The organism is Streptomyces sp. NPDC002884 (assembly GCF_040295245.1).
Taxonomy (GTDB): domain Bacteria; phylum Actinomycetota; class Actinomycetes; order Streptomycetales; family Streptomycetaceae; genus Streptomyces.
Window position 1 is genome coordinate 80181 of the sequence record NZ_JBEOVB010000006.1, and the last position, 20001, is coordinate 100181.

A 20001-nucleotide genomic window follows, 5' to 3' on the forward strand; every position below is an offset into this window, starting at 1 on the left:
GCAACTGGGCGGCACGAGAAGGACATGGTGGACACAAGTACCCAAGACGGCGCCGGTGAGGGCATCAGAACCTTCCCCTTTCCCGTCGAACTCAGCGTCGGCGGCGTCGGCATGCAGGTGGGCCCGATGGGCACCGGCCGCACCTGGCACACCGACGCACCGCTGGACCGTGTGCACCGCATCGACTTCCACGTGGTGATGCTCTTCGACGACGGCCCCGTCCGCCACATGATCGACTTCGCCGAGCACGAGGCGAGGGCCGGCGACGTGCTGTGGATCCGCCCGGGACAGGTCCACCGCTTCTCGCGGTCGAGCGGGTACCGCGGAACGGTCCTGACCATGCAGCCCGGCTTTCTGCCGCGCGCCACCGTCGAGGCCGCGGGCCTGTACCGCTACGACCTGCCGCCGCTGCTCCACCCGGACGGACCCCAGCTCGCGGGCCTGCGCGCGGCACTGACGTATCTGCGCGGGGAGTACGACGACGGCGGCGCCGACGGCACGCTGCCCCTGAGCCTGCACACGGCGGTGCTGCGGCACTCCCTCACCGCGTTCCTGCTGCGGCTGGCGCACCTCGCGGCGAGCAGCGCGGAGGCGGCGCGCAGTCGGGCCGACACCACGTTCACGCTCTTCCGGGACGCCGTGGAACGGGACTTCGCCACCAACCACAGCGTCAGCGCCTACGCCGACGCGCTCGGCTACTCCCGCCGTACCCTCGTGCGCGCGGTCCGCGCCGCCACCGGCGAGACGCCCAAGGGCTTCATCGACAAGCGCGTCGTCCTGGAGGCGAAGCGGCTCCTGGCCCACACGGACCTGCCGATCGGCCGGGTCGGTGCGGCGGTCGGCTTCCCCGACCCGGCGAACTTCTCCAAGTTCTTCCAACTGCACACGGGAAACACCCCGGTGGCCTTTCGCGCGGAACTGCGCTGAGGCGACCGGGGTGCGGTTCGACCGGGGTGCGATTCGACGGGGGTGTCAGACCTGGGCGGCGCCCTTCGCGAAGTAGTGGCCCTCGTCCAGGTCCGCGAGGAGACCGGGCTGTTCGGGCTGCCAGTCCAGCAGCTTGCGGGTCACGGCGCTGGAGGCGGGGATGTCCCGGCCGACGAGCCCGCCGAGCCAGCCGAAGTGGGCACCCGCCGCAGCGGCCGGGACCGCGGTGACGGGCAGGTCCAGGTGACGGCCGATGGCGGCGGCGATGTCGCGGAACGGCACGCCCTCGTCGTCGACGCCGTGCAGGCGACTGCCCGCCGGGGCGGACTCCAGGGCCAGCCGGTAGAGGCGGGCCGCGTCGAGCCGGTGCACGGCGGGCCAGCGGTTGGCGCCGTCGCCGACGTACGCCGAGACACCTCGCTCGCGGGCGAGGCCGATCAGCCGCGGCACGAAGCCGTGGTCGCCGACGCCGTGCACCGAGGGCGAGAGGCGGACCGCGCAGACCCGCACACCGCGCTCGGCGAACGCGAGGGCCGCCGCCTCGTTGGGCAACCGCGCCGCCGCGGGCGAGTCGTCGACGAACCCGTCGTCCTCGGTGCCCACCCGGCCCGGCGGCAGGCCCGCGGTGCCGGAGGTCACGACGAAGGGCCGGCCGGAGTCCGCGAGTTCCTCGCCCAGCGCCTCGACGGCCCGCCGCTCCGTGCGGGCGGAGGCCTCGAAGTTCGCGAAGTCGTGCTGGAAGGCCAGGTGGATCACGCCGTCGGCGGTGGCCGCTCCGCTCCGCAGCCCGTCGGGATCGGTGAGATCGCCGCGGTACACCCCGGCCCCGGCGGAGGTGAGGAACGCGGCGCCCGCGTCCGAGCGGGCGACACCCACGACCTGATGGCCGGCGCCGACGAGCTCCCGGACGACGGCGGAACCGATGAAACCGGTTGCGCCGGTGATGAAAACGCGCACAGTGCACTCCTCGAGCGATGTCGGTCAGGGGTTTCAGCAACGGCCGGCAGCAAGACGTGCCGGCAAGGGGTTTCGGCAAGGCCGCCGGGCCGGGGCCGGGCGAGGGCTCCATCGTCCGCGGGGGGAGCCGCCCAGGTCCAAGGCCTGTTTCGCATCGCGCAATACGTTCTGGGCATCACCCCAGGTCAGGCGACACGAACGCCCTGCCGGTCGACCTCCGGGCGGATATCCTTGCCGCATGCCCGACCGCACCCCCGACCGTGCCTCCGACCGCACCCCAGACCGCGCCTCCGACGGTGACTCCGCCCCGGTGACCGACCTCGACCTGCGGCTGGTGCGCTACTTCACCGTCGTCGCCGAGCACGGGCACTTCGGCCGCGCCGCCCACGCCCTGCACCTCACCCAGCCGTCCCTGAGCCGCCAAGTACAGCGCCTGGAGCAGCAGTTGGGCGTACGCCTGCTGGACCGCACCCCGCGGGGCACGCGGCTGACGGAGGCGGGGGAGGTGTTCCTGCCGCGCGCCAGGGCGCTGCTGGGCTCGGCTGCCGAGGCTGCCGCCCGGGCCCGCGCCGCCGCCGAGCCCAGCCGGATCGTCGTCGGCTACCTCACCGCGATCATCGTCACCCCGGCCGTCCGCGAGCTGCGCCGCAGGCACCCGGAGGCCGACGTCCGCACCCTGCACCTGACATGGCAGGAGTCGCGCCAGGCCCTGCTCGACCGACGGGTGGACGCCCTGGTCGCCCGGCTGCCGTTCCCGACGGACGGGCTGCACGTCACCGTCCTCTACGACGAACCCCGCGTGCTGGTCGTCCCCCTCGACCATCGGCTGGCCGGCAAGGAGTCCGTCACCGTCGACGACCTGGCCGGCGAACCCATGCCCCGGGTGCGGGACTCCGACCCCGCCTGGAGCCGGTTCTGGCGTCTCGAACCGCGCCCCGACGGACTCCCGGTGCCGGACGGGCCGTACGTGGACGAGGTCGAGGACAAGTTCGAACTCGTCGCGGCGGGACAGACGGTGCTGGTCTCCGCGGCCGCCCCCGGATTCGCCCTGCGTCCGGACCTGACCGGTGTTCCCCTCGTCGGCGTCGAGCCGAGCCATGTCGTCCTGGCGACCCGCGCCGACGACCGCGGCCGCCTGGTCACCGCCTTCCGCAAGGCCGCCCGGACCCACCTCACGGGCGGCGTCGCGCCACGCGAGCAGGCCGGCCGCTGAACCCCGGAAGCGGGCGCGCGCGTCGCGCACGCGGCGCCGGCGGCCGGCCCGTAGGTGAAGGCCGGCCGTCCGGCGCCGCGCGGCCCTCGGTCAGTGGCCGAAGGTGAACCAGTTGACGTTCACGAAGTCCGCGGGCTGGCCGCTGGTGAAGGTCAGATAGACGTCGTGGGTCCCGGTGACGGAGCTGATGTTCGCCGGGACCGTCCGCCACGACTGCCAGCCGCCGGTGTTGGCCAGCGCGAAGCTGCCGACGGGCGTGGCGGTACGGCTGTCGAGGCGTACCTCGACCAGTCCGCTGACCCCGCCGGCCGCGCCGCTGGCGACCCGCGCGCTGAACTGGGTGGCCGCCGAGGAGCCGAAGGTGACGCCCTTGTACACCGCGTAGTCGCCGTTCGCGAGGGAGCCGATGTCCTGGCCGCCGCCGGTGTCGGTGGTCGTCTCGGTGACCGTGCCGGAGTGGCTGTCGTACGACTCGGCCTGGATCGTGCCGTAGGCGTCACGGCTGCCGGTCGGCGGGGGAGTGGTGGTGCCGCCCCCGCCGCCCGCGGCCTGGAGCACCTGCACGTAGTCGACCACCATCGGGTGGCCCGGCTGGGTGTCGCCGTCCAGGCCGCCGCCGAAGGCGTCGGGGAAGCCGCCGCCCATCGCGACGTTCAGGATCACGAAGTAGCCGTGGTTCGTCGCGTTGGTCCACGTCGTCGCGTCGACCTGGTTCGCCGTGACGGTGTGGTAGTTGACGCCGTCGACGTAGAACCGGATCGCCTCGGGGCTCACCGAGCGGTCCCACTCCATGCTGTAGGTGTGGAAGCCGGACTGGCAGGTGGTGTTCGGACACGCGACGGAGTTGCCGATGCCGGTGGTCTCGTTGCACGGGCCGCCCGGGTTGGTGCCGCAGTGCATCGTCGACCAGACCTTGTTGAGGCCCTGGACGTTCTCCATGATGTCCAGCTCGCCGACGCCCGGCCAGTTCTGGTAGTTGCCGCGGTAGGGCGCGCCGAGCGCCCAGAACGCGGGCCAGTAGCCCTCGGCGGCGGTGCCGGTCACGTTCGGCATCTGGATACGGGCCTCCACCCGCAGTTTGCCGCCGGACGGGGGCTGGAAGTCGGTGCGGGTGGTCTCGATGCGGCCCGAGGTCCAGCGGCCCGCGGAGTCGCGCAGTGGGGTGATGCGCAGGTTGCCGTTGCCGTCGAGTGAGACGTTGCTGGTGCTGTTGGTCATCGTCTCGACCTCGCCGGTGCCCCAGTTGGCGGGCCCGCCCGGGTACGAAGTCCCGGTGCTGTACTGCCAGTTGGAGGTGTTCACCCCGGTGCCCGAGGCGCCGGTGAAGTCGTCGAGGAAGACCTGCGTCCAGCCCGTCGGGGGCGTGGGCGCGGAGGCGTTCGCGGGCAGCGTGACGGCCGCCGCGGCGGCGGCCGCGAGGCCGAGGGTGCTGAGCACGGCGACGAGTGCGCGTCGCCGTCTGGGTATGCCGGAGATTGCACTCATGGGGGTGGGCCTCTCGGGTACGGAGTGATGGGCGCGGGTGTCCTCGAGAACGCTTGAGAGCGCTCTCAAAGTGGGCCCAATGTGCTCTCCGTCCCGGAGGCCGTCAAGACTTAAAGCAAGGAAAGTCCTTTCAGGGCAAGGAAGTTCATGGCTTGAACCACGCAAACGTGCTAAAGCGCGCTGCCCGCGGTCCAGTCCGCCCAGGAGAGGTTCCAGCCGTTGAGGCCGTTGGCCGCGGCCACGGTCTTCTCGCCCGAGTTCTTGACGATCACCACGTCGCCGAGCATCGAGCTCGCGTAGTACTCGTAGCCCGCGACGGAGCTGTCGTCCGCGCCCTTGGCGTCGTGCAGGCCGACACAGCCGTGGCTGGTGTTCTGGCTGCCGAATATCGAGGTCGAGGCCCAGTAGTTGCCGTGGATGAAGGTGCCGGAGGTGGTCAGGCGCTGGGCGTGCGGGACGTCGGAGATGTCGTACTCGTCGCCGAGGCCGACCGTGGAGGACTCCATCCGGGTCTGCTTGAACCGCTCGCTGATCACCATGATCCCGGACCAGGTGGTGTGGTCGGAGTCGCCGCCGGAGACGGGGTAGGTGGCCAGGGTCGCGCCGTCCCGCTTCACCACCATCTTCTTGCTCGACAGATCCACGGTGCTGATCTGTGCGCGGCCGATGTGGAACGTGACGTCCTTCGACTGCATGCCGTATACACCCTGGGTTCCCTCGACGTCCTTCAACCGCAGACCGAGGGTGATGGTCGTCCCGGCCGCCCAGTACGTCTTCGGCCGGAAGTCCAGCCGGGTGTCGCTGAACCAGTGTCCGACGATCTCCACGGCCGGCTCGGCGGTCACCGTGATCGCCTTCTCCACGGCGGCCTTGTCCGACACGGCGTGCGAGAAGTTGATCGAGACCGGCATGCCCACGCCGGAGGTGGAGTTCGCCTCGGGGGTGAAGTAGCCGACGAAGGTCTCGCCCGGGGACTTGGTGGTGAAGGTGGCCGTCTGCGCGTCGGCGCCCTCCGCCTGGGCGGTGACTGTGTACTTCGTCCCGGAGTACGGGTGGGCCGTGGACTTCCACGTGGTCCGGGCCTCGTCGAGGGAGCCGGCGAGCGTCGAGCCGTCGTTGCCCGTCACCTTCACGGAGGTGAGCGTGCCGTCGGTCACGGTGACCTCGACGGGGCTGGTGAAGGCCGCCTTCTTGGTGCCGTCGGCGGGGGTGACCGAGATCACCGGCTGCTTGGCGGCCGCCGAGGCCTTCGTGGACGCGGAACCCGACGTCCCGGTCCCGGTCGTCGTGTTCTCCGAGGCGTCCGCCGATCCGGAGCTGCATCCGGTCAGCGCGACGGCCGGGACGGCCCCGAGCACGCCCAGGATCCCGCGCCGGGACCAGCCCCCCGGTTGCTGTTCGGACCGGTTCGATATGTGCGAGACGCCCACGGCACGCCTTCCTGAGTTGTCCACCTTTGCGCGTGCATCCTGCGCTTCCCACCTGGGGCGGTCCTTTGAACGGCTGCTGCGCGGGCTGAGATTTTCGTGAGGATGCAGCGGGCCGGCCCGCGGTGATCACGTCCCGCGGACCGGCTCGCCGCGCGCGTGCGGCGGGAGCGCCGTGGACGTACCGGGCCCGCGTGCGCGACCGGGCGGACGGACCCGCCGCGATGCCTGCGAGGTGCGATAGAAAGCGCTTGTGGGCCTCTCGTGAGTGTGTCAGGCTACGTGGCGCCCGATCTTGTACGGCCGTGACAACCGCTGAGGTGTGGAGCCCATGGTCCAAGGAAGTGCCAGGTCCGGACGCGCGGGTTCCGGGCGACAGCGCACGATCCGGTGCCCTCCCGCGAGCACGCCGGGACACCCTCACCCGCCTGTGCAGGGATGAGGCCCCGCAGGAGCGGGAGAGGCCTTCCGGGTGGAGCCGCGCCGGAGGTGTGCCGCTCGCGGAGGGCCCGCGCGGGGGACCGGCGGCGCCCGCCCGAGCGTGGTGGCGGCTCGGCCGGTGGGCCCGGACACATCCGACGCGGGACGGCCGGGCGGAGGCCGCCCACCGCCCACCGCGGGGCCGCCGGCGGCAGTCGCTCCCCGTGGCCGTCGCGGGGCTCGAACGCCTCACGGGGCCTTGGACCCGCGCACCCCACTCGCGCGGTCCTCGCGGGCTGCGCGACGAGGCATGGAGGACACGATGACTGACACCCCCGTCCGGCACGGCCCCCTCCAGTACGGCATAGCGCAGCAGGAATGGCTGTACTACCGCAAGCACGGAAGGGCACGTCATCCACGCCAGTGCCTGTGGCTGGATCTGCCTGCCGGTCTGGCCTTCGAGGACGCCTGTGGAGCCGTCGACCTCATGGTGGAGCGGCACGAGGTACTGCGGACCACCTTCCCCGCCGACGCCAAGGGGGATCCGACGCAGTGGGTCCGGCCCCCGGCTCCTGTCCCCCTGCAGCGGTTCGACCTCTGCGGCGAGCACCCTCGGACCGCGGAACTGGACGCCTTCTGCGATGCCCCGTTCGACGTGTTCACCGTGACGCCGCTGCGGGCCGCTGTGATCCTGCGGGACGAGGGACGTCGCCAGCTCCTGCTGGTCATCGCCCACATCGCGATCGACTACCGGGGACAGGAGGTCCTTCGAGAAGAGCTCACCGAGGCTTTGCTTGCGGCCGCTCAGGGCCGACCCGTGGCGCTTCCGCCCGTCGAATGCCAGCCGCTCGACCACGCCCTGGCGGAAGCCGACGCCGACGACGGCAGTTGTCTCGAACACTGGCGGACCGTGATCTCCGCCGCGCCGGCGGGTGTCTTCCCCACCGCCGTCATACCGGAGCGGGTCCGCTACACGAGGGCGCGACTGCTGTCGCCGGCGCTCGGGGAGGCCCTCGACGTCATTCACCGGGGACACCGGCTGCCACTGGAGCCGGTATTCCTCACAGCTCTGGCCGTCTGCCTCGCCACCGTCTGTCGGCAGCCCGTCATCCCGGTGTCCTGCACCTGGCCGGCACGCGAGCCGGAGCGCACGAGGAGACTCGTCGCCTCGGTGATGCGGGACATCATCCTGAACATCGACCTCTCGGACTCCCCGTCCTTCGAAGCGGCCGTGCACAGGACCGACGAGGCGATGCGCCGGTGCGCGCGGCACAGCCAGTACGACGTCTACGCGCTCCTGCAGACCGATTCCCTGATCAACCGCCGGCGCGGCACATGGCGCCGATCCGCCCTCTTCGTGAACCTCGGGTCCGACCCGGACACGGCGTGGTCCCGCACGGCGCCCGGACCGGCCGCCGCCGATCTGCGGGGGCTGCTCCGCGACCGTTCGGTGACGGTGGAGACGGGACCCGAGGAACCCTACGACGACTTCAACCTGTACACGTCCCTGTCCAGGGGCGAGCACGACTGCCCCGAGATCTTCCTCACGGCGCACGAGGCGGTCCTCGCCGAGTCCGAGGTCGTCGGGATCACCCGCGGTATCGAGGCGATACTCGTGGAACTCGCGCTGGCCGGCCGGCTGTCGATGGCGGAGGCACGTCGGGCGAGCGGCCTGACGCCACGGTCCGTCGGCGAGGGCTGGATCTCCCGCGAGGGATCATGGTTCCACCACGGGCTCACCGAGGACATTCTGCGCAGTCATGAGGGAGTGGCCGCCGCGAGTGCGCGCGTGGAGCCGGGCGGGGCGACGGTCGCCTACGTCGACACCCGTCCCGGGGGGCCGACGTCGGCCGAACTCCGCGAGTTCCTCCTGGCGCACCTGGACTTCCGGCATGCATTGATGGTGCCCGAGCGCGTCGTCGTCTCGGAGCGCGCCGGGTCTCGGGGGCGGACCGCCCGGGAGGCCGTGGAGAACACGGTGGAACGAGCCGTCCGGGCGTCGGTGGAGGCGGCCAACGACCTCGACGACGTGGACATGTCCCTCAGCTATGCAGAGGCCGGCGGCCTGCTGAGACGCGTCCCCGTCGTTCTCGCCCGATTGCGCCGGCACGGTGTGGAGGGCTTCGCCGCCGGTGACTTCCTGCGTCCGTGCAGTTTGCGCACGCTCGCGCTGCTGCGACCGCAGAGCCCGGTGCCCGCCCCGGAATGAGTGAACGGTTCCGGCACCCGCGTCACCACCCCCGTTCCACTTCGACGAGCCATGGGAGAACCGAGATGTGGATCCTTGGTGTGAACGCCCCACCCGCCGGCTGGCACGACGCGGCCGCCTGCCTCGTGGACGGCAGCGGAAACGTCGTCGCCTACTCCGAACAGGAACGCCACAACAGGGTCCGCCATGCGATCGGTGACGGTTTCAACAAACCTGTCGGGGCCGCGCGGTTCTGCCTCGGCCGGGCGGGAATCACGATCGACGACGTCGACGTGATCGCCATCGGCTGGAACATCGACCAGATGTTCCCCGGGTTCTTCGCGGACGAGCGGGAGCTGGCCACGCACGCCACCGGCCTCGACTTCCCCGGGCGGCTTCCGGAGATCGTCCGCGTCCCCCATCACCGGGCGCATGCCGCGTCCGCCTTCTACGCCTCGCCGTTCTCCGAGGCGGGCGTACTGGTCGTCGACGGAAACGGCGAGAACGAGTCGACCAGCATCTGGTCGTTCTCCTACGGTCGTGAGCCCGAACGCAAGCGCGACTGGCCGCGCACCGCCTCCCTGGGGTACGCGTACGACGGCGCCTCGGAGTGGCTCGGCTTCCACCATCTGAACGCCGGCAAGACCATGGGGCTGGCCGCCTACGGACGGGCGCTGGGGCTTTCCGTGGAGACACTGGTCGACACCGACGGCGGTGACCTCAGGCCGGCGGTCCCCCCGCTGACGGAGAGCCAGGCCGGCGCGACGATCGACGAGATCGGGCGCCACTACGGTGCCACGGTGGCGTCCTGGCGCGAGCTCTACGCCAAGCTTGCCGGGGCCGACGGGCCATGCGTCCCGGCACACAGGCTGACCGAGGACCCGGCGGCCGTGCTCGTCGCCTACAGCGCGCAGCGCCTGATCGAGGACGCGGTGACGTCCCTCGCCGCCACGACCCGAAAACTGGCGGGTGTGGAGGAACTCTGCCTGGCCGGAGGCGTGGCACTCAACTGCAGTGCCAACGGCATGCTGCCGGGGTCCGTGTTCGTCCCGCCCGTCCCGCACGACGCGGGCGTGGCACTGGGCGCCGCGTGGACGGTGTGTCCCCCGAAGCTGCCGGGTGAGGCGATGAGCCCCTATCTGGGCGAGGACGTCCGGGCACACGGCGTGGCGGACACGGAGGCGTCCGGTCTGATCCGGGCCGACTTCGACCCGGATCAGGTCACGGACCTCCTGCTCGACGGACAGGTGGGCGCGTTCGCCCAGGGGAGGGCCGAGATCGGCCCGCGCGCCCTGTGCCACCGTTCCGTCCTCGCGGTGCCGGACTCGGTGGAGGTGTCCACCCGGGTCAACCGGATCAAGCACCGCGAGCATTGGCGCCCGTTCGCCGGCGTCACCACCCCCGAGTACGGCAGCAGACTGTGGGAACGCCAGGAGCACCTCAGCCGCTACATGCTGGGCGCGGCCCGCGTCACCGACGAGGCCCGGCGGGTCGCTCCCGGTGTGGTGCACGTCGACGGCACCACCCGTCCGCAGGTCCTGGCTCCCGGTGCGGCCCCGGTGGTCGAGACGCTGCTGGCGAGGCTCGCCGACCGCGGAGCGCCCCCGGTACTCCTCAACACGTCCTTCAACGACAAGGGCGAGCCCATCGTCAACAGCGCCGCGGACGCCCTCGCGGCCTTCCGCTCCATGGACCTGGACTTCCTCGTCCTGGACCGGACGCTCTACCGCAAGGCGCCACGGGTGCGGTGAGCAGGGGCGTTCGGTGTCCGGGCGGTGACGCGCGCTACGAGGACAGGCGCGCCGCCAGCGCGGAAAGGTCGCAGGGCAGCCGGAAGTCGTCGAACCGCAGCCCGGTGAGCCCCTGCCGGGCGAGCAGTTCCAGCACCTCGGGTACGCCTGCCAGGCGACCGCCCGCCTCCACGTACCCGTCGTGCACACTCGCCTCCTCCAGGCCGTTGGCCCGGACCACGGCGTCGTGCAGGGCCTGTTCCCGGTCCGTGGCCGGGCGGGCGATGCGGCGCTCGGATCCGAAGCCCTCTCCGGCGGGCTCGCCGTCGATCAGGAAGCGGTCCGGCACGACCAGGGCGTGCCGCGGCCCCACTCTGTTGAGCAGGAACCTGCGCAGCGCGAAGGCATCGGTGTCCGAACCGGTGACGGTGACGGCGGCACACAGCGCACCGTCGTCACCGGTGAAGGCCCGGGCACCGGTGACGCCCGGGTGTTCCCGCAGCGTCCTTTCGATCAGCCGGAGATCGGTCCGGGATCCGTCGACCGTCACCCAGCGGCTGTCCCGGAAGCCGGGGTCCGGCAGGAACTGAGCGCAGTCGAGACCGGGATCGTCGGCGAACCGGACCAGGACGCGCTCGATCAGCAGCAGTAGGTCGCGGGCCGCCTCCGCGTCCAGAGCGGCGTCGTTGGCGGACAGGAAGAGCCGCGGACGGCCCCCGGGGCCGGGAGCCGCCGACACGTACAGGACGTGCGGGGCGCCTTTGGAAGGCGTCGGCGCAATGTGCGTGTACTCCGTACGGCCACCGGCGAGCAGTGGGGAGAGCGCGGCCGAGGCGTCGCCGTCGCTGTCCGCGTCCGGTGTCCGGGCGTCGTAGTGGAAGTTGACGAACACCCCCGGGTGGGTGCGCGCTCCTCTGTCCCGTCCCGCCCGCGCCTCGGCCTCCAGCAGCTCCAGTACGTCGAAGTCGCTGCGTCGCGCGGCCCGCAGACTGGCGTGCACGGACGAACCCGCCACGTCCCGGAACCGGCCGTCGCGGGGGACGTCGACGGTCAGAACAAGGTCCCGCATGACGGAACCCATCATCTGCTGAGTGGGCTTGCTCGCCCGGGACGACCACGAGGTGGCGAGCGCGATGCGGTCCTGCCCGGACACCGCGGACACGGCCAGGGCCACTGCCGCGAGGAACACGGAGGGCACCGGCAGCCGCCGCCTGATGCGGGTGAGTGCGGGGCCGAGCGCAGCCGAGTCCCGGACGACGTGGTGGTAGCCGACGTCCGCAGGAATCACCGGGACGGCGAACAACCCGCTCGGCAGGTGCCGGAACTCCTCTTCCCAGAAGCGCAGATTCCGTGCCCGGACAGCCCGCATGCGCTCCGATCGTTCCAGCCGTGCCTGGTCGACAGGGTGGTGGAGCACGGGAGGAAGCTCCGGCCGGCGACCGGACGCGATCGCGTCGAGGATCGTCCGCAGATCCCGCTGGAGGATGTCCATCGCCCCTGCGTCGACCGCGATATGGGCCACCACCACAGTCAACTGTGCTCGTCCGTCGCTCCGTTGTGTGACAGCGGCTCTGACAGGCCATTCCTTCTCGATGCGGAACGGCGCCCGCAGTGAGTCGTCCGGCTCCCGGAGCCGCACCCGCTCCGGTCGCCACACGTGCTGTACCGCGTGGCCCCGCTCGTCCCTGGCGAAGGTGGTGCGCAGAACCTCGTGACGGGCGACGAGGAGGCCGACAGCCTCCTCGGCCTGCCGCCGGCTGACGGAGCCGGCGAGTTCCATGTCGATGCGAGGACCCGGGAACGGCTCCCACCCCTCGCACACGGAGTGCATCCACTCCACCTGGCACAGCCCCGACTGCAAAGGGCCGGAGCGCTCGAGCACGGACATGACGCATCCCCTGTTCTCTTCGCCGTCCCGCCCCAGCGGGTGATCAGTTGGCCAGCAGTCGGTTCAACCGGCGCCGGGCGAGCGTGAATCCGGCCACGGACATGGCCAGCAGATAGCAGACGTGGCCCGCCGTCGCCGGGGTGAGGCGGCCGACGGACAGGTCCCGCATCAGTTCGACTCCCTGGTAGAGGGGGGTGAGCCGTACGATCACCTGTCCCCAGCCCGGGTACGCCTCGACCGGAAAGACCGTTCCCGAGCACATGGTCATCAGGAACATCCAGATGCTGACCTGCTCGAAGTCCTCCCACCGGCGCATGAACGTGGTCGCGGCCATGCTGACGGACGCGAAGGCGAGGCTGATCAACGCGGCACCGGGCAGCGCAAGGACGATCCACCACGAGGGTGCCAGGCCGAAGGCCGCCATGGTGACCAGGAACGCGGAGGAGTAGACCCCTCCGCACAGCAGCGCCCAGGCGGTCTCGCCCGCGGCCAGTTCACCGATCGTCAGCGGAGTGGCCAGATAGCCCTCGTACAGCCGCTGGGCGAGTTTGGCGTAGAAGGAGTAAGTGGTCTCGTTGACCACGCCGGAGACCGCCGCCGTGGCCAGCATGGCCGGGGCGATGAACTGCTCGTAGCTCATGATCCGGCCGTCGACGGTGACCTCGCCGATCAGCCGGCCCATTCCCATGCCGAGGGCGAGGAGCAGGATCACCGGCTCCAGGAGCGTGGAGACGAAGTTGGGCCAGGCGCGGCGGTTCAGCAGCAGCCCCCGTAACACGAACGTGCTGGAGCGGTGGAACTTCGCGCTCGCCGTGGTGGAGCTGGGCATGGGCGGCAACCTCTGGTTCAGGACGGATGCGGTCAGTCGGCAAGGTGACGTTCGAACACCAGCAGCGTCACGGCGAAGCCGGCCGCCGCCCACAGCAGCAGGACCGTCAGGTGACCGGCGAGGGACAGCAGCGCCGGGCCGGACGCGGTGGTGAACTCGCCGGTGATGCCGCGGCAGAGCTCGACTCCGTGCCACAGGGGGGAGATCCATATCAGTGGCTGCAGAGCGGCCGGAAGGTCCCCCACCGGGAAGAACACCCCGGAGAACATCGACAGCGGCAGTACCACCAGCCGGGACACGGCCATGAGGTTGGCCGAGCTGGTGAGCCGACCGGTGAAGGCGAAGAGGGGTGTCGCCGCCGACAGCGCCAGCAGCATGGCCACCGGCACCAGAAGCAGGCACAGCCAGCTGTCGAACACACCGAGCAGTGCGGCCACCGCGCAGAAGACCGCGGCCGACAGGGCCGCCCGGACGGCGACGAAGAGCAGGTGGCCCGCCAGCACTTGGCCCAGGCTGAGGGGAGCAGTGAGCATCCGCTGGTAGCGGTCGGTCAGCCGGATCGCGGCGTAGAGGGGGAAGCCCGCCTCCTCCGCGGCCGTCTGGAAGGCGACAACGGCCAGCAGCCCGGGCGCCAGGAACCGGACGAAGGTGAGGCCCTCGACCTCCTGCTCCACATAGCCCCCCGCTCCGATCCCGACGACGCCCAGGTACAACAGCGGCATGAGGAAGCCGGTGAAGGTGCCCGCCCGCCAGGTCTTGCGGTAGAGCGTGAGGTGGAAGCGCGTGACACGCAGTGTTCCGCTGGGCATCGCCGCTACTCCACGAGGGAGCGCCCGGTCAGGCGCAGGAAGACGTCCTCCAGGGTGCACCTGCGCTCGAGTGTCCCGCTCGGCCGGAGCCCGGCGCGGTGGATCGCGGCCACCGTCTCCCCGGCCTTCTGCACGTAGAGAACCACCCGGGTGCCCAAGACCTCCACCCGCTCCGCCAGTGACCGGAGCACCGGCAGGTGTGAGGTGTCGAAGCCGTCGTCGTAGCCCAGTTCGACCACCTCGGGCGTCCCGTGGGTCAGCAGCAACTGCCCGGGTGTGCCGATGGCCACGATCCGTCCCCCGTCCACGATCATGATGCGGTCGCTCAACTGCTCGGCCTCGTCCATGTAGTGGGTGGTGAGAACCACGGTCGCGCCGTTGCGCTTCAGCTCGCGCAGCCTGTCCCACAGAAGATGGCGGGCCTGGGGGTCCAGCCCGGTGGTGGGCTCGTCCAGCAGGATGATGTCCGGCTCGTTCACCAGGGCGCGGGCGATGGCCAGTCGGCGCATCATCCCGCCCGACAGCGAGTCGATGAGGTCTTTCGCCCGGTCGGTGAGCCGGACGAACTCCAGCAGTTCCATGGAGCGATTCCGGGCGGTTCTCCGGTTCATCCCGAAGAGTCGGGCATACGTCGTCAGGTTCTCCAGCACCGTCAGTTCGCGGTCGAGATTGTCTTTCTGCGGTACAACGCCCAACCGTGCCCGGATCGCGGGCCCGTCCTTCACAGGATTCATACCGAAGATGCTCAGGCTTCCGCCGCTGGGCGTGGAAGTGCCGCTGAGCATACGCATCGTGGAACTTTTTCCGGCGCCGTTGGGCCCCAGCAACGAGAAAACCTCGCCGGCCCGGACCTCGAAGTGGATGTCGTCGACCGCCAGGGAATCGCCATAACGCTTGACCAGGCCCTGGGCAGATATCAATGCCTCCCCGGTTCCCATCACGCTCCGCCCCTCATTTCAGATGCCAATCGGAGACTGTAACAGCAGCCACGAGCCCTGTCGTTGTCGAATTTATTCGACGATGGACGTCGGTTCGGACTGCTCGGTGCCGCGGATCAGGAGTCGGTCCACCTATGGTCAAGTGGTGTGCGAGAGACATGCATTGGGGAAGTATGCCCTTGCCGTCGGGGCGCATCACTGATTAGCATGGCGGCAGGTTTTATCGCGGTCGGGAAGGCCGCCCTGTATTTACCATTTTCAATGCGGCGGCCCCCGTTCAATGCGCCGGCCTCGGACATATTCGTACGAGCCCGGAAGTCATCCGGGAGTTCGCCACTCGTGGCCACCGGGTCTCACCCGTGCCACACCCGGAAATCCGAGTTCCCGGCGGTCAGTCCGGCTGCCAGCCCAGCGCCCGGGAGATCCCGCGTGCCGCGAGGCGTACGGCCGGTGCGAGCACCGGTACCTGCGCGTCGGCGTGCGGGACGACGACCGACACGGCGGCCGTCACCGCGCCGCCCGGTCCGCGCACCGGGGCCGCCACCGACAGGGCGTCCGCGGTGACCTGACGGCTGCTCACCGCGACGCCGGACCGCCGGACTTCGGCCAGCACCCGGCGCAACCGCGCCGCATCGGTGATGGTGTGGGCGGTGTACGAGGCCAACGGGCCGGTGCAGTAGGCCTCTTGGAGTTCGACGTCGCTGTGCGCCAGCAGCGCGAGGCCCACGCCGGTGACATGCAGCGGCCAGCGGGCGCCCACCCGGATGTGCACACCGACCGCCGACCGCCCCGACAGCCATTCGGTGTAGACCACCTCGGACCCGTCCCGCACCGCCAACTGCACGTTCTCGTGCGTGGCTTCGTACAGGTCCTCCAGGAACGGCAGCGCGACCTGTCGCAGCGCCAGACCGCGCGGGGCCAGCGCCGCGACCTCCCACAGCCGCAGTCCCACGTGGTAGACGCCGGACGGGTCCCGCTCCAGGGCGCCCCACTCGGTCAGGGCGCTCACCAGCCGGTGCGCGGTCGTGAGCGTCAGGCCGGCGCGGCGGCTGATGTCGGTCAGGGACAGCGCGGGGTGCGTGTGGTCGAACGCGGCGAGCACGGCCAGCAGCCGCGCGGGCGCGGAGCGGGCGGTCACGGCGAGGGCGCCCTGGTCCATCGGGTCCTCCTCACGGCATCAGACGAGTCCGTCCTCGGCGATCCGCCGCAGCAGGCTGTGCAGCGTCTCGCGTTCGGCCGGGTCGAGGGGGTCCAGCAGCTCGTTCGTCACCCGCAGGCCCGCCTCGTCGGTGCCGCGCAGGAACGCGCGGCCGTCCTGGGTGAGGGCGACGATCCGGCTGCGGCGGTCGTCCGGTGCCGGGCGGCGCTCGGCGAAGCCCAGCTTCTCCAGGTCGTCGACCAGGCCGACGATCGCGCTGGGGTCATAGCCGAGCCGCGCGCTGAGCTCCCGCTGGAGGGCGCCCTCGGAGGTGGCGAGGAAGCGCAGCACCGCGTAGTGGCGCAGCCGCACCCCCGACTCCTGGAGGAAGGTGTTGAACAGCTGACCCGAGCGCAGTCCCAGGCGGTACAGCAGGTATCCCGTGTCCGCGTGCAGCCCGCGCATCCAGGGCTCGTCCGCGTCGATCGGGGCGGCGTTCACTGCGTTGTCCTGGCGGGCGATGGCGGGCTCCCTGGGCTCGGTCCCCTTCCGGGGTGGTTCGACGTACAGATTCCAGCATGACGTACCCATAGGACGACAACAACTATTGACGACAACAATTATTGCTCTTAGCTTCGATCTCGTAGTCAGCACCCCGCGCACCCCATGTGAAGGGACACCGTCGTGCCCAGCATCGATCTCACCGGCAAGGTCGCCGTCGTCACCGGCAGCGGCCGGGGCCTCGGCCTCGCCTACGCCCATGCCCTGGCCGCCCGCGGCGCCTCCGTGGTCGTCAACGACGTCGACGAGGCCGTGGCCGAGCAGGCCGTGAAGTCCCTCGTCGCGGCAGGCGGCAGGGCGGTCGCCGAGGTGGTCCCGGTCGGGACCGCGGAGGCCGCCGACCGGCTGGTGAACCGTGCCGTGGAGGAGTTCGGCCGGCTCGACATCCTGGTCACCAACGCCGGCATCCTGCGCGACAAGGTGCTGTGGAAGATGACCGACGACGACTTCGACGCGGTGATCGCCACCCATCTCAAGGGCACCTTCACCTGTGCCCGCGCCGCCGCCGTACGGATGCGCGAGCAGGGCGAGGGCGGCACGCTGATCCTCGTCGGCTCCCCGGCCGGCCAGCGGGGCAACTTCGGCCAGACGAACTACGCGGCCGCCAAGGCCGGCATCGCGGCCTTCGCCCGCACCTGGTCCATGGAGCTGGGCCGCGCGGGCATCACCGTCAACGCGATCGTCCCGGTCGCCGCGACCGCGATGACCGAGACCATCCCCGCCTTCGCCCCCTATGTCGAGGCACTGAAGAACGGCGAGCCGTTCCCGGACTTCCTGCGCAAGGGCGAGGGCTTCGGCACCCCCGAGGACTGTGCGGCCCTGGTGCCCTTCCTGGCCTCCGAGGCCGCCCGGGGCATCACCGGCCAGGCCATCGGCATCGGCGGCGACAAGGTGGCACTCTGGTCGCATCCGCAGGAGATCCGCACGGCCTACGCCGACGGCGGCTGGACGCCCGAGACGCTGGCCGACGTCTTCCCCGCCTCGGTCGGCGCCGAACTCCAGACGGTCGGCATCCCGGCCCCCACCTTCCCGGAGGCGTGATGAGCCCCTCCACGACCCCCGCCGCGACCCCCTCCATGAAGGTCGACGAGCTGGTCGCGATCGACGTCCACACCCACGCCGAGGTGTCCTCCAAGGGGCACTCCTCGCTGGACGACGACCTGCACGACGCCTCCTCCGCCTACTTCAAGGTCGAGGGGAAGCGGAAGCCCACCCTGGAGGAGACGGCCCGCTACTACCGTGAGCGGAGGATGGCCGCCGTGATCTTCACGGTGGACGCCGAGTCCGCGACCGGCACGGCGCCCGTCCCGAACGAGGAGGTCGCCGAGGCCGCCGCCGCCAACGCCGACGTCCTCATCCCCTTCGCCTCCATCGACCCCTTCCGGGGGAAGGCGGGCGTGCGGCAGGCCCGGCGCCTGGTCGAGGAGTACGGGGTGAAGGGCTTCAAGTTCCACCCCAGCATCCAGGGCTTCTTCCCCAACGACCGCTCGGTGGCGTACGACCTGTACGAGGTGATCGAGGAGACGGGGACCATCGCCCTGTTCCACACCGGTCAGACGGGCATCGGCGCCGGAGTCCCGGGCGGCGGCGGGATCAGACTCAAGTACTCCAACCCGCTGCACGTGGACGACGTGGCGGCCGACTTCCCGCATCTCAAGATCATCCTGGCGCATCCGTCCTTCCCCTGGCAGGACGAGGCTCTCGCCGTCGCCACGCACAAGCCGGGCGTGCACATCGACCTGTCCGGCTGGTCGCCCAAGTACTTCCCGCCGCAGCTCGTGCAGTACGCCAACACGCTGCTGAAGGACAAGGTCCTCTTCGGCTCCGACTTCCCCGTCCTCACCCCCGACCGCTGGCTCGCCGACTTCGACAAGCTGACGATCAAGGACGAGGTGAAGCCGAAGATCCTCAAGGAGAACGCCGCCCGTCTGCTCGGGCTGACCACACCGTAAGGGGCGTGGAAGATGCGCAACGAGGGACTGGGGTCCTGGCCCGCACGCCGGGCCCGTAAGACCCCGCACCGCACCGCCCTGGTCCACGGTCAGCAGTCGACGGACTATCGCACACTGTATGCACGCACCACGCGCCTGGCCCACGCCCTGCGCGCCCGGGGCGTGCGGCGCGGCGACCGCATCGCCTACCTGGGCCCGAACCACCCCTCCTACCTGGAGACCCTGTTCGCCGCCGGCACCCTCGGCGCGGTGTTCGTCCCCCTCAACACCCGCCTCGCCGGCCCCGAGATCGCCTATCAGCTCGCCGACTCCGGCGCCAAGGCGCTCGTCTACGGTCCCTCGCACGCCGGCCTGGTCGCCGGACTGCCCGGGAACACGGACGTGCGGACCTACCTCGAGGTCGGCGCCGAGTACGAGGGGGAGCTCGCCACGGCCTCCGACGAGCCGATCGACACACCGGTCACCCCGGACGACACCTGCATCATCATGTACACCTCGGGCACGACCGGCCGACCCAAGGGCGCCATGCTCACGCACGGCAACCTCACCTGGAACGCGGTCAACGTCCTCGTCGACACCGATCTGACCGCCGACGAACGCGCCCTGGTCTCCGCGCCGTTGTTCCACACGGCCGGCCTGAACATGCTGACCCTGCCGGTGCTCCTCAAGGGTGGCTGCTGCGTCCTGGTCGAGGCCTTCGACCCGGAGGCCACCTTCGGTCTGATCGAGCGGCACCGGATCACCTTCATGTTCGGGGTGCCGACGATGTTCGAGCAGATCGCCCGGCACCCGCGCTGGGCGGCCGCGGACCTGTCCAGCCTGCGGATCCTGACCTGCGGCGGCTCGCCCGTTTCGACGCCGCTGATCGCCGCCTACCAGGAACGCGGACTCACCTTCCTCCAGGGCTACGGCATGACGGAGGCGTCCCCCGGCACGCTGTTCCTGGACGCCGAGCACTCCGTCAGCAAGGCGGGCTCGGCCGGCGTCCCGCACTTCTTCAGCGACGTACGCGTCCTGCGCCCCGACCTCACCCCCGTCGAGGTCGGCGAGACCGGCGAGGTCGTCGTCCGCGGGCCGCACGTCATGCCCGGCTACTGGGGGCTGCCCGAGGAGACGGCCGCCTCCTTCGCCGACGGCTGGTTCCGCAGCGGGGACGCGGCCCGGGTCGACGAGGACGGGTACGTGCACATCGTCGACCGCATCAAGGACATGATCATCTCCGGCGGGGAGAACATCTACCCCGCCGAGATCGAGGACCTCCTCCTCGCTCACCCCGACATCGTGGAGTGCGCCGTCATCGGCGTGTCCGACGACAAGTGGGGCGAGGTGCCGCGCGCGGTCGTCGTGCCCCGCGAGGGCGTCTCGCTGGATCCCGACGAGGTACTGGCCTCGCTGTCCGGGCGGCTCGCCAAGTACAAGATCCCCAAGTCGGTGGTGGTGGCGGACGAACTCCCGCGCACCGCCTCCGGAAAGCTCCTGAAGTCCCGGGTGCGCTCCCGGTTCGGCACCGACTCCTGAACGACTCTCCTGTGAGGAACG

16 protein-coding genes are annotated in these 20001 nt (G+C 70.8%); 7 read left to right on the plus strand and 9 right to left on the minus strand.

The features are described from left to right. Positions 1-24 precede the first annotated feature (24 nt). Positions 25-927, plus strand: coding sequence for a helix-turn-helix domain-containing protein (locus tag ABT070_RS15055; protein ID WP_351759828.1), 903 nt, complete (start codon positions 25-27; stop codon positions 925-927). A 45-nt stretch (positions 928-972) separates the two neighbouring features. Here ABT070_RS15055 and ABT070_RS15060 read toward each other — a convergent pair whose 3' ends face one another. After that, positions 973-1884, minus strand: coding sequence for an SDR family oxidoreductase (locus ABT070_RS15060; protein WP_351759831.1), 912 nt, complete (start codon positions 1882-1884; stop codon positions 973-975). A gap of 238 nt (positions 1885-2122) precedes the next feature. On the opposite strand from ABT070_RS15060, the gene ABT070_RS15065 reads away from it, so the two are divergent. Continuing rightward, positions 2123-3097 (plus strand): LysR family transcriptional regulator, encoded by a 975-nt coding sequence (locus ABT070_RS15065; RefSeq protein WP_351759834.1) that lies wholly within the window; start codon positions 2123-2125, stop codon positions 3095-3097. Between the two features lie 90 nt (positions 3098-3187). Here the strand turns inward: ABT070_RS15065 and ABT070_RS15070 are convergent, their stop codons facing one another. Both ABT070_RS15070 and ABT070_RS15075 read right to left on the minus strand, forming a co-directional pair. Next, positions 3188-4582 (minus strand): glycoside hydrolase family 16 protein, encoded by a 1395-nt coding sequence (locus ABT070_RS15070; protein ID WP_351759837.1) that lies wholly within the window; start codon positions 4580-4582, stop codon positions 3188-3190. A gap of 170 nt (positions 4583-4752) precedes the next feature. Next, positions 4753-6012 carry a L,D-transpeptidase gene (locus ABT070_RS15075; RefSeq protein WP_351759839.1) on the minus strand — a complete coding sequence of 420 codons (1260 nt, stop codon included), beginning with the start codon at positions 6010-6012 and terminating at the stop codon, positions 4753-4755. A 739-nt stretch (positions 6013-6751) separates the two neighbouring features. Between ABT070_RS15075 and ABT070_RS15080 the strand changes: the two genes are divergently transcribed. Together ABT070_RS15080 and ABT070_RS15085 are read left to right on the plus strand one after the other, a co-directional pair. After that, the gene (locus ABT070_RS15080) at positions 6752-8638 is read left to right on the plus strand and encodes a condensation domain-containing protein (RefSeq protein WP_351759842.1); all 1887 of its coding nucleotides are present in this window, start codon (positions 6752-6754) and stop codon (positions 8636-8638) included. Between the two features lie 80 nt (positions 8639-8718). After that, positions 8719-10368: a carbamoyltransferase C-terminal domain-containing protein gene (locus tag ABT070_RS15085; RefSeq protein WP_351759844.1), complete on the plus strand. Its 1650-nt coding sequence runs from the start codon at positions 8719-8721 to the stop codon at positions 10366-10368. A 34-nt stretch (positions 10369-10402) separates the two neighbouring features. On the opposite strand, the gene ABT070_RS15090 is transcribed toward ABT070_RS15085, so the two are convergent. From ABT070_RS15090 to ABT070_RS15115, 6 genes are all read right to left on the minus strand, one after another. Further along, positions 10403-12235: a condensation domain-containing protein gene (locus ABT070_RS15090; RefSeq protein WP_351759847.1), complete on the minus strand. Its 1833-nt coding sequence runs from the start codon at positions 12233-12235 to the stop codon at positions 10403-10405. Positions 12236-12278: 43 nt separating this feature from the next. Continuing rightward, positions 12279-13064 carry an ABC transporter permease gene (locus ABT070_RS15095; RefSeq protein ID WP_351759849.1) on the minus strand — a complete coding sequence of 262 codons (786 nt, stop codon included), beginning with the start codon at positions 13062-13064 and terminating at the stop codon, positions 12279-12281. Positions 13065-13096: 32 nt separating this feature from the next. Then, a complete protein-coding gene (locus tag ABT070_RS15100; protein WP_351759852.1) occupies positions 13097-13873 on the minus strand; it encodes an ABC transporter permease in 777 nt (258 codons plus the stop codon). Between the two features lie 5 nt (positions 13874-13878). Then, positions 13879-14811, minus strand: coding sequence for an ABC transporter ATP-binding protein (locus ABT070_RS15105; protein ID WP_351759855.1), 933 nt, complete (start codon positions 14809-14811; stop codon positions 13879-13881). Positions 14812-15202: 391 nt separating this feature from the next. Next, positions 15203-15970: an IclR family transcriptional regulator gene (locus tag ABT070_RS15110; RefSeq protein ID WP_351759857.1), complete on the minus strand. Its 768-nt coding sequence runs from the start codon at positions 15968-15970 to the stop codon at positions 15203-15205. Between the two features lie 18 nt (positions 15971-15988). Beyond that, positions 15989-16414, minus strand: a complete 426-nt coding sequence (locus ABT070_RS15115) for a MarR family winged helix-turn-helix transcriptional regulator (RefSeq protein ID WP_351760563.1) — start codon at positions 16412-16414, stop codon at positions 15989-15991. A 219-nt stretch (positions 16415-16633) separates the two neighbouring features. Between ABT070_RS15115 and ABT070_RS15120 the strand changes: the two genes are divergently transcribed. Genes ABT070_RS15120 through ABT070_RS15130 form a run of 3 tightly spaced genes read left to right on the plus strand, consistent with a single transcriptional unit; the run spans position 16634 to position 19980 of the window. Then, positions 16634-17551, plus strand: coding sequence for an SDR family NAD(P)-dependent oxidoreductase (locus ABT070_RS15120; RefSeq protein WP_351759859.1), 918 nt, complete (start codon positions 16634-16636; stop codon positions 17549-17551). Positions 17552-17586: 35 nt separating this feature from the next. Then, on the plus strand, positions 17587-18462 hold the full coding sequence (locus tag ABT070_RS15125) for an amidohydrolase family protein (RefSeq protein ID WP_351760566.1): 876 nt from the start codon (positions 17587-17589) through the stop codon (positions 18460-18462). Positions 18463-18474: 12 nt separating this feature from the next. After that, on the plus strand, positions 18475-19980 hold the full coding sequence (locus tag ABT070_RS15130; RefSeq protein ID WP_351759862.1) for an acyl-CoA synthetase: 1506 nt from the start codon (positions 18475-18477) through the stop codon (positions 19978-19980). Positions 19981-20001 lie beyond the last annotated feature (21 nt).

Coding starts and splice junctions, on each gene's coding strand:
- ABT070_RS15055 (WP_351759828.1), top strand. CDS start 25: ATGGTGGACACAAGTACCCAAGACGGCGCCGGTGAGGGCATCAGAACC.
- ABT070_RS15065 (WP_351759834.1), top strand. CDS start 2,123: ATGCCCGACCGCACCCCCGACCGTGCCTCCGACCGCACCCCAGACCGC.
- ABT070_RS15070 (WP_351759837.1), bottom strand. CDS start 4,582: ATGAGTGCAATCTCCGGCATACCCAGACGGCGACGCGCACTCGTCGCC.
- ABT070_RS15080 (WP_351759842.1), top strand. CDS start 6,752: ATGACTGACACCCCCGTCCGGCACGGCCCCCTCCAGTACGGCATAGCG.
- ABT070_RS15090 (WP_351759847.1), bottom strand. CDS start 12,235: ATGTCCGTGCTCGAGCGCTCCGGCCCTTTGCAGTCGGGGCTGTGCCAG.
- ABT070_RS15095 (WP_351759849.1), bottom strand. CDS start 13,064: ATGCCCAGCTCCACCACGGCGAGCGCGAAGTTCCACCGCTCCAGCACG.
- ABT070_RS15100 (WP_351759852.1), bottom strand. CDS start 13,873: ATGCCCAGCGGAACACTGCGTGTCACGCGCTTCCACCTCACGCTCTAC.
- ABT070_RS15105 (WP_351759855.1), bottom strand. CDS start 14,811: ATGGGAACCGGGGAGGCATTGATATCTGCCCAGGGCCTGGTCAAGCGT.
- ABT070_RS15110 (WP_351759857.1), bottom strand. CDS start 15,970: ATGGACCAGGGCGCCCTCGCCGTGACCGCCCGCTCCGCGCCCGCGCGG.
- ABT070_RS15115 (WP_351760563.1), bottom strand. CDS start 16,414: ATGCGCGGGCTGCACGCGGACACGGGATACCTGCTGTACCGCCTGGGA.
- ABT070_RS15125 (WP_351760566.1), top strand. CDS start 17,587: ATGAAGGTCGACGAGCTGGTCGCGATCGACGTCCACACCCACGCCGAG.
- ABT070_RS15130 (WP_351759862.1), top strand. CDS start 18,475: ATGCGCAACGAGGGACTGGGGTCCTGGCCCGCACGCCGGGCCCGTAAG.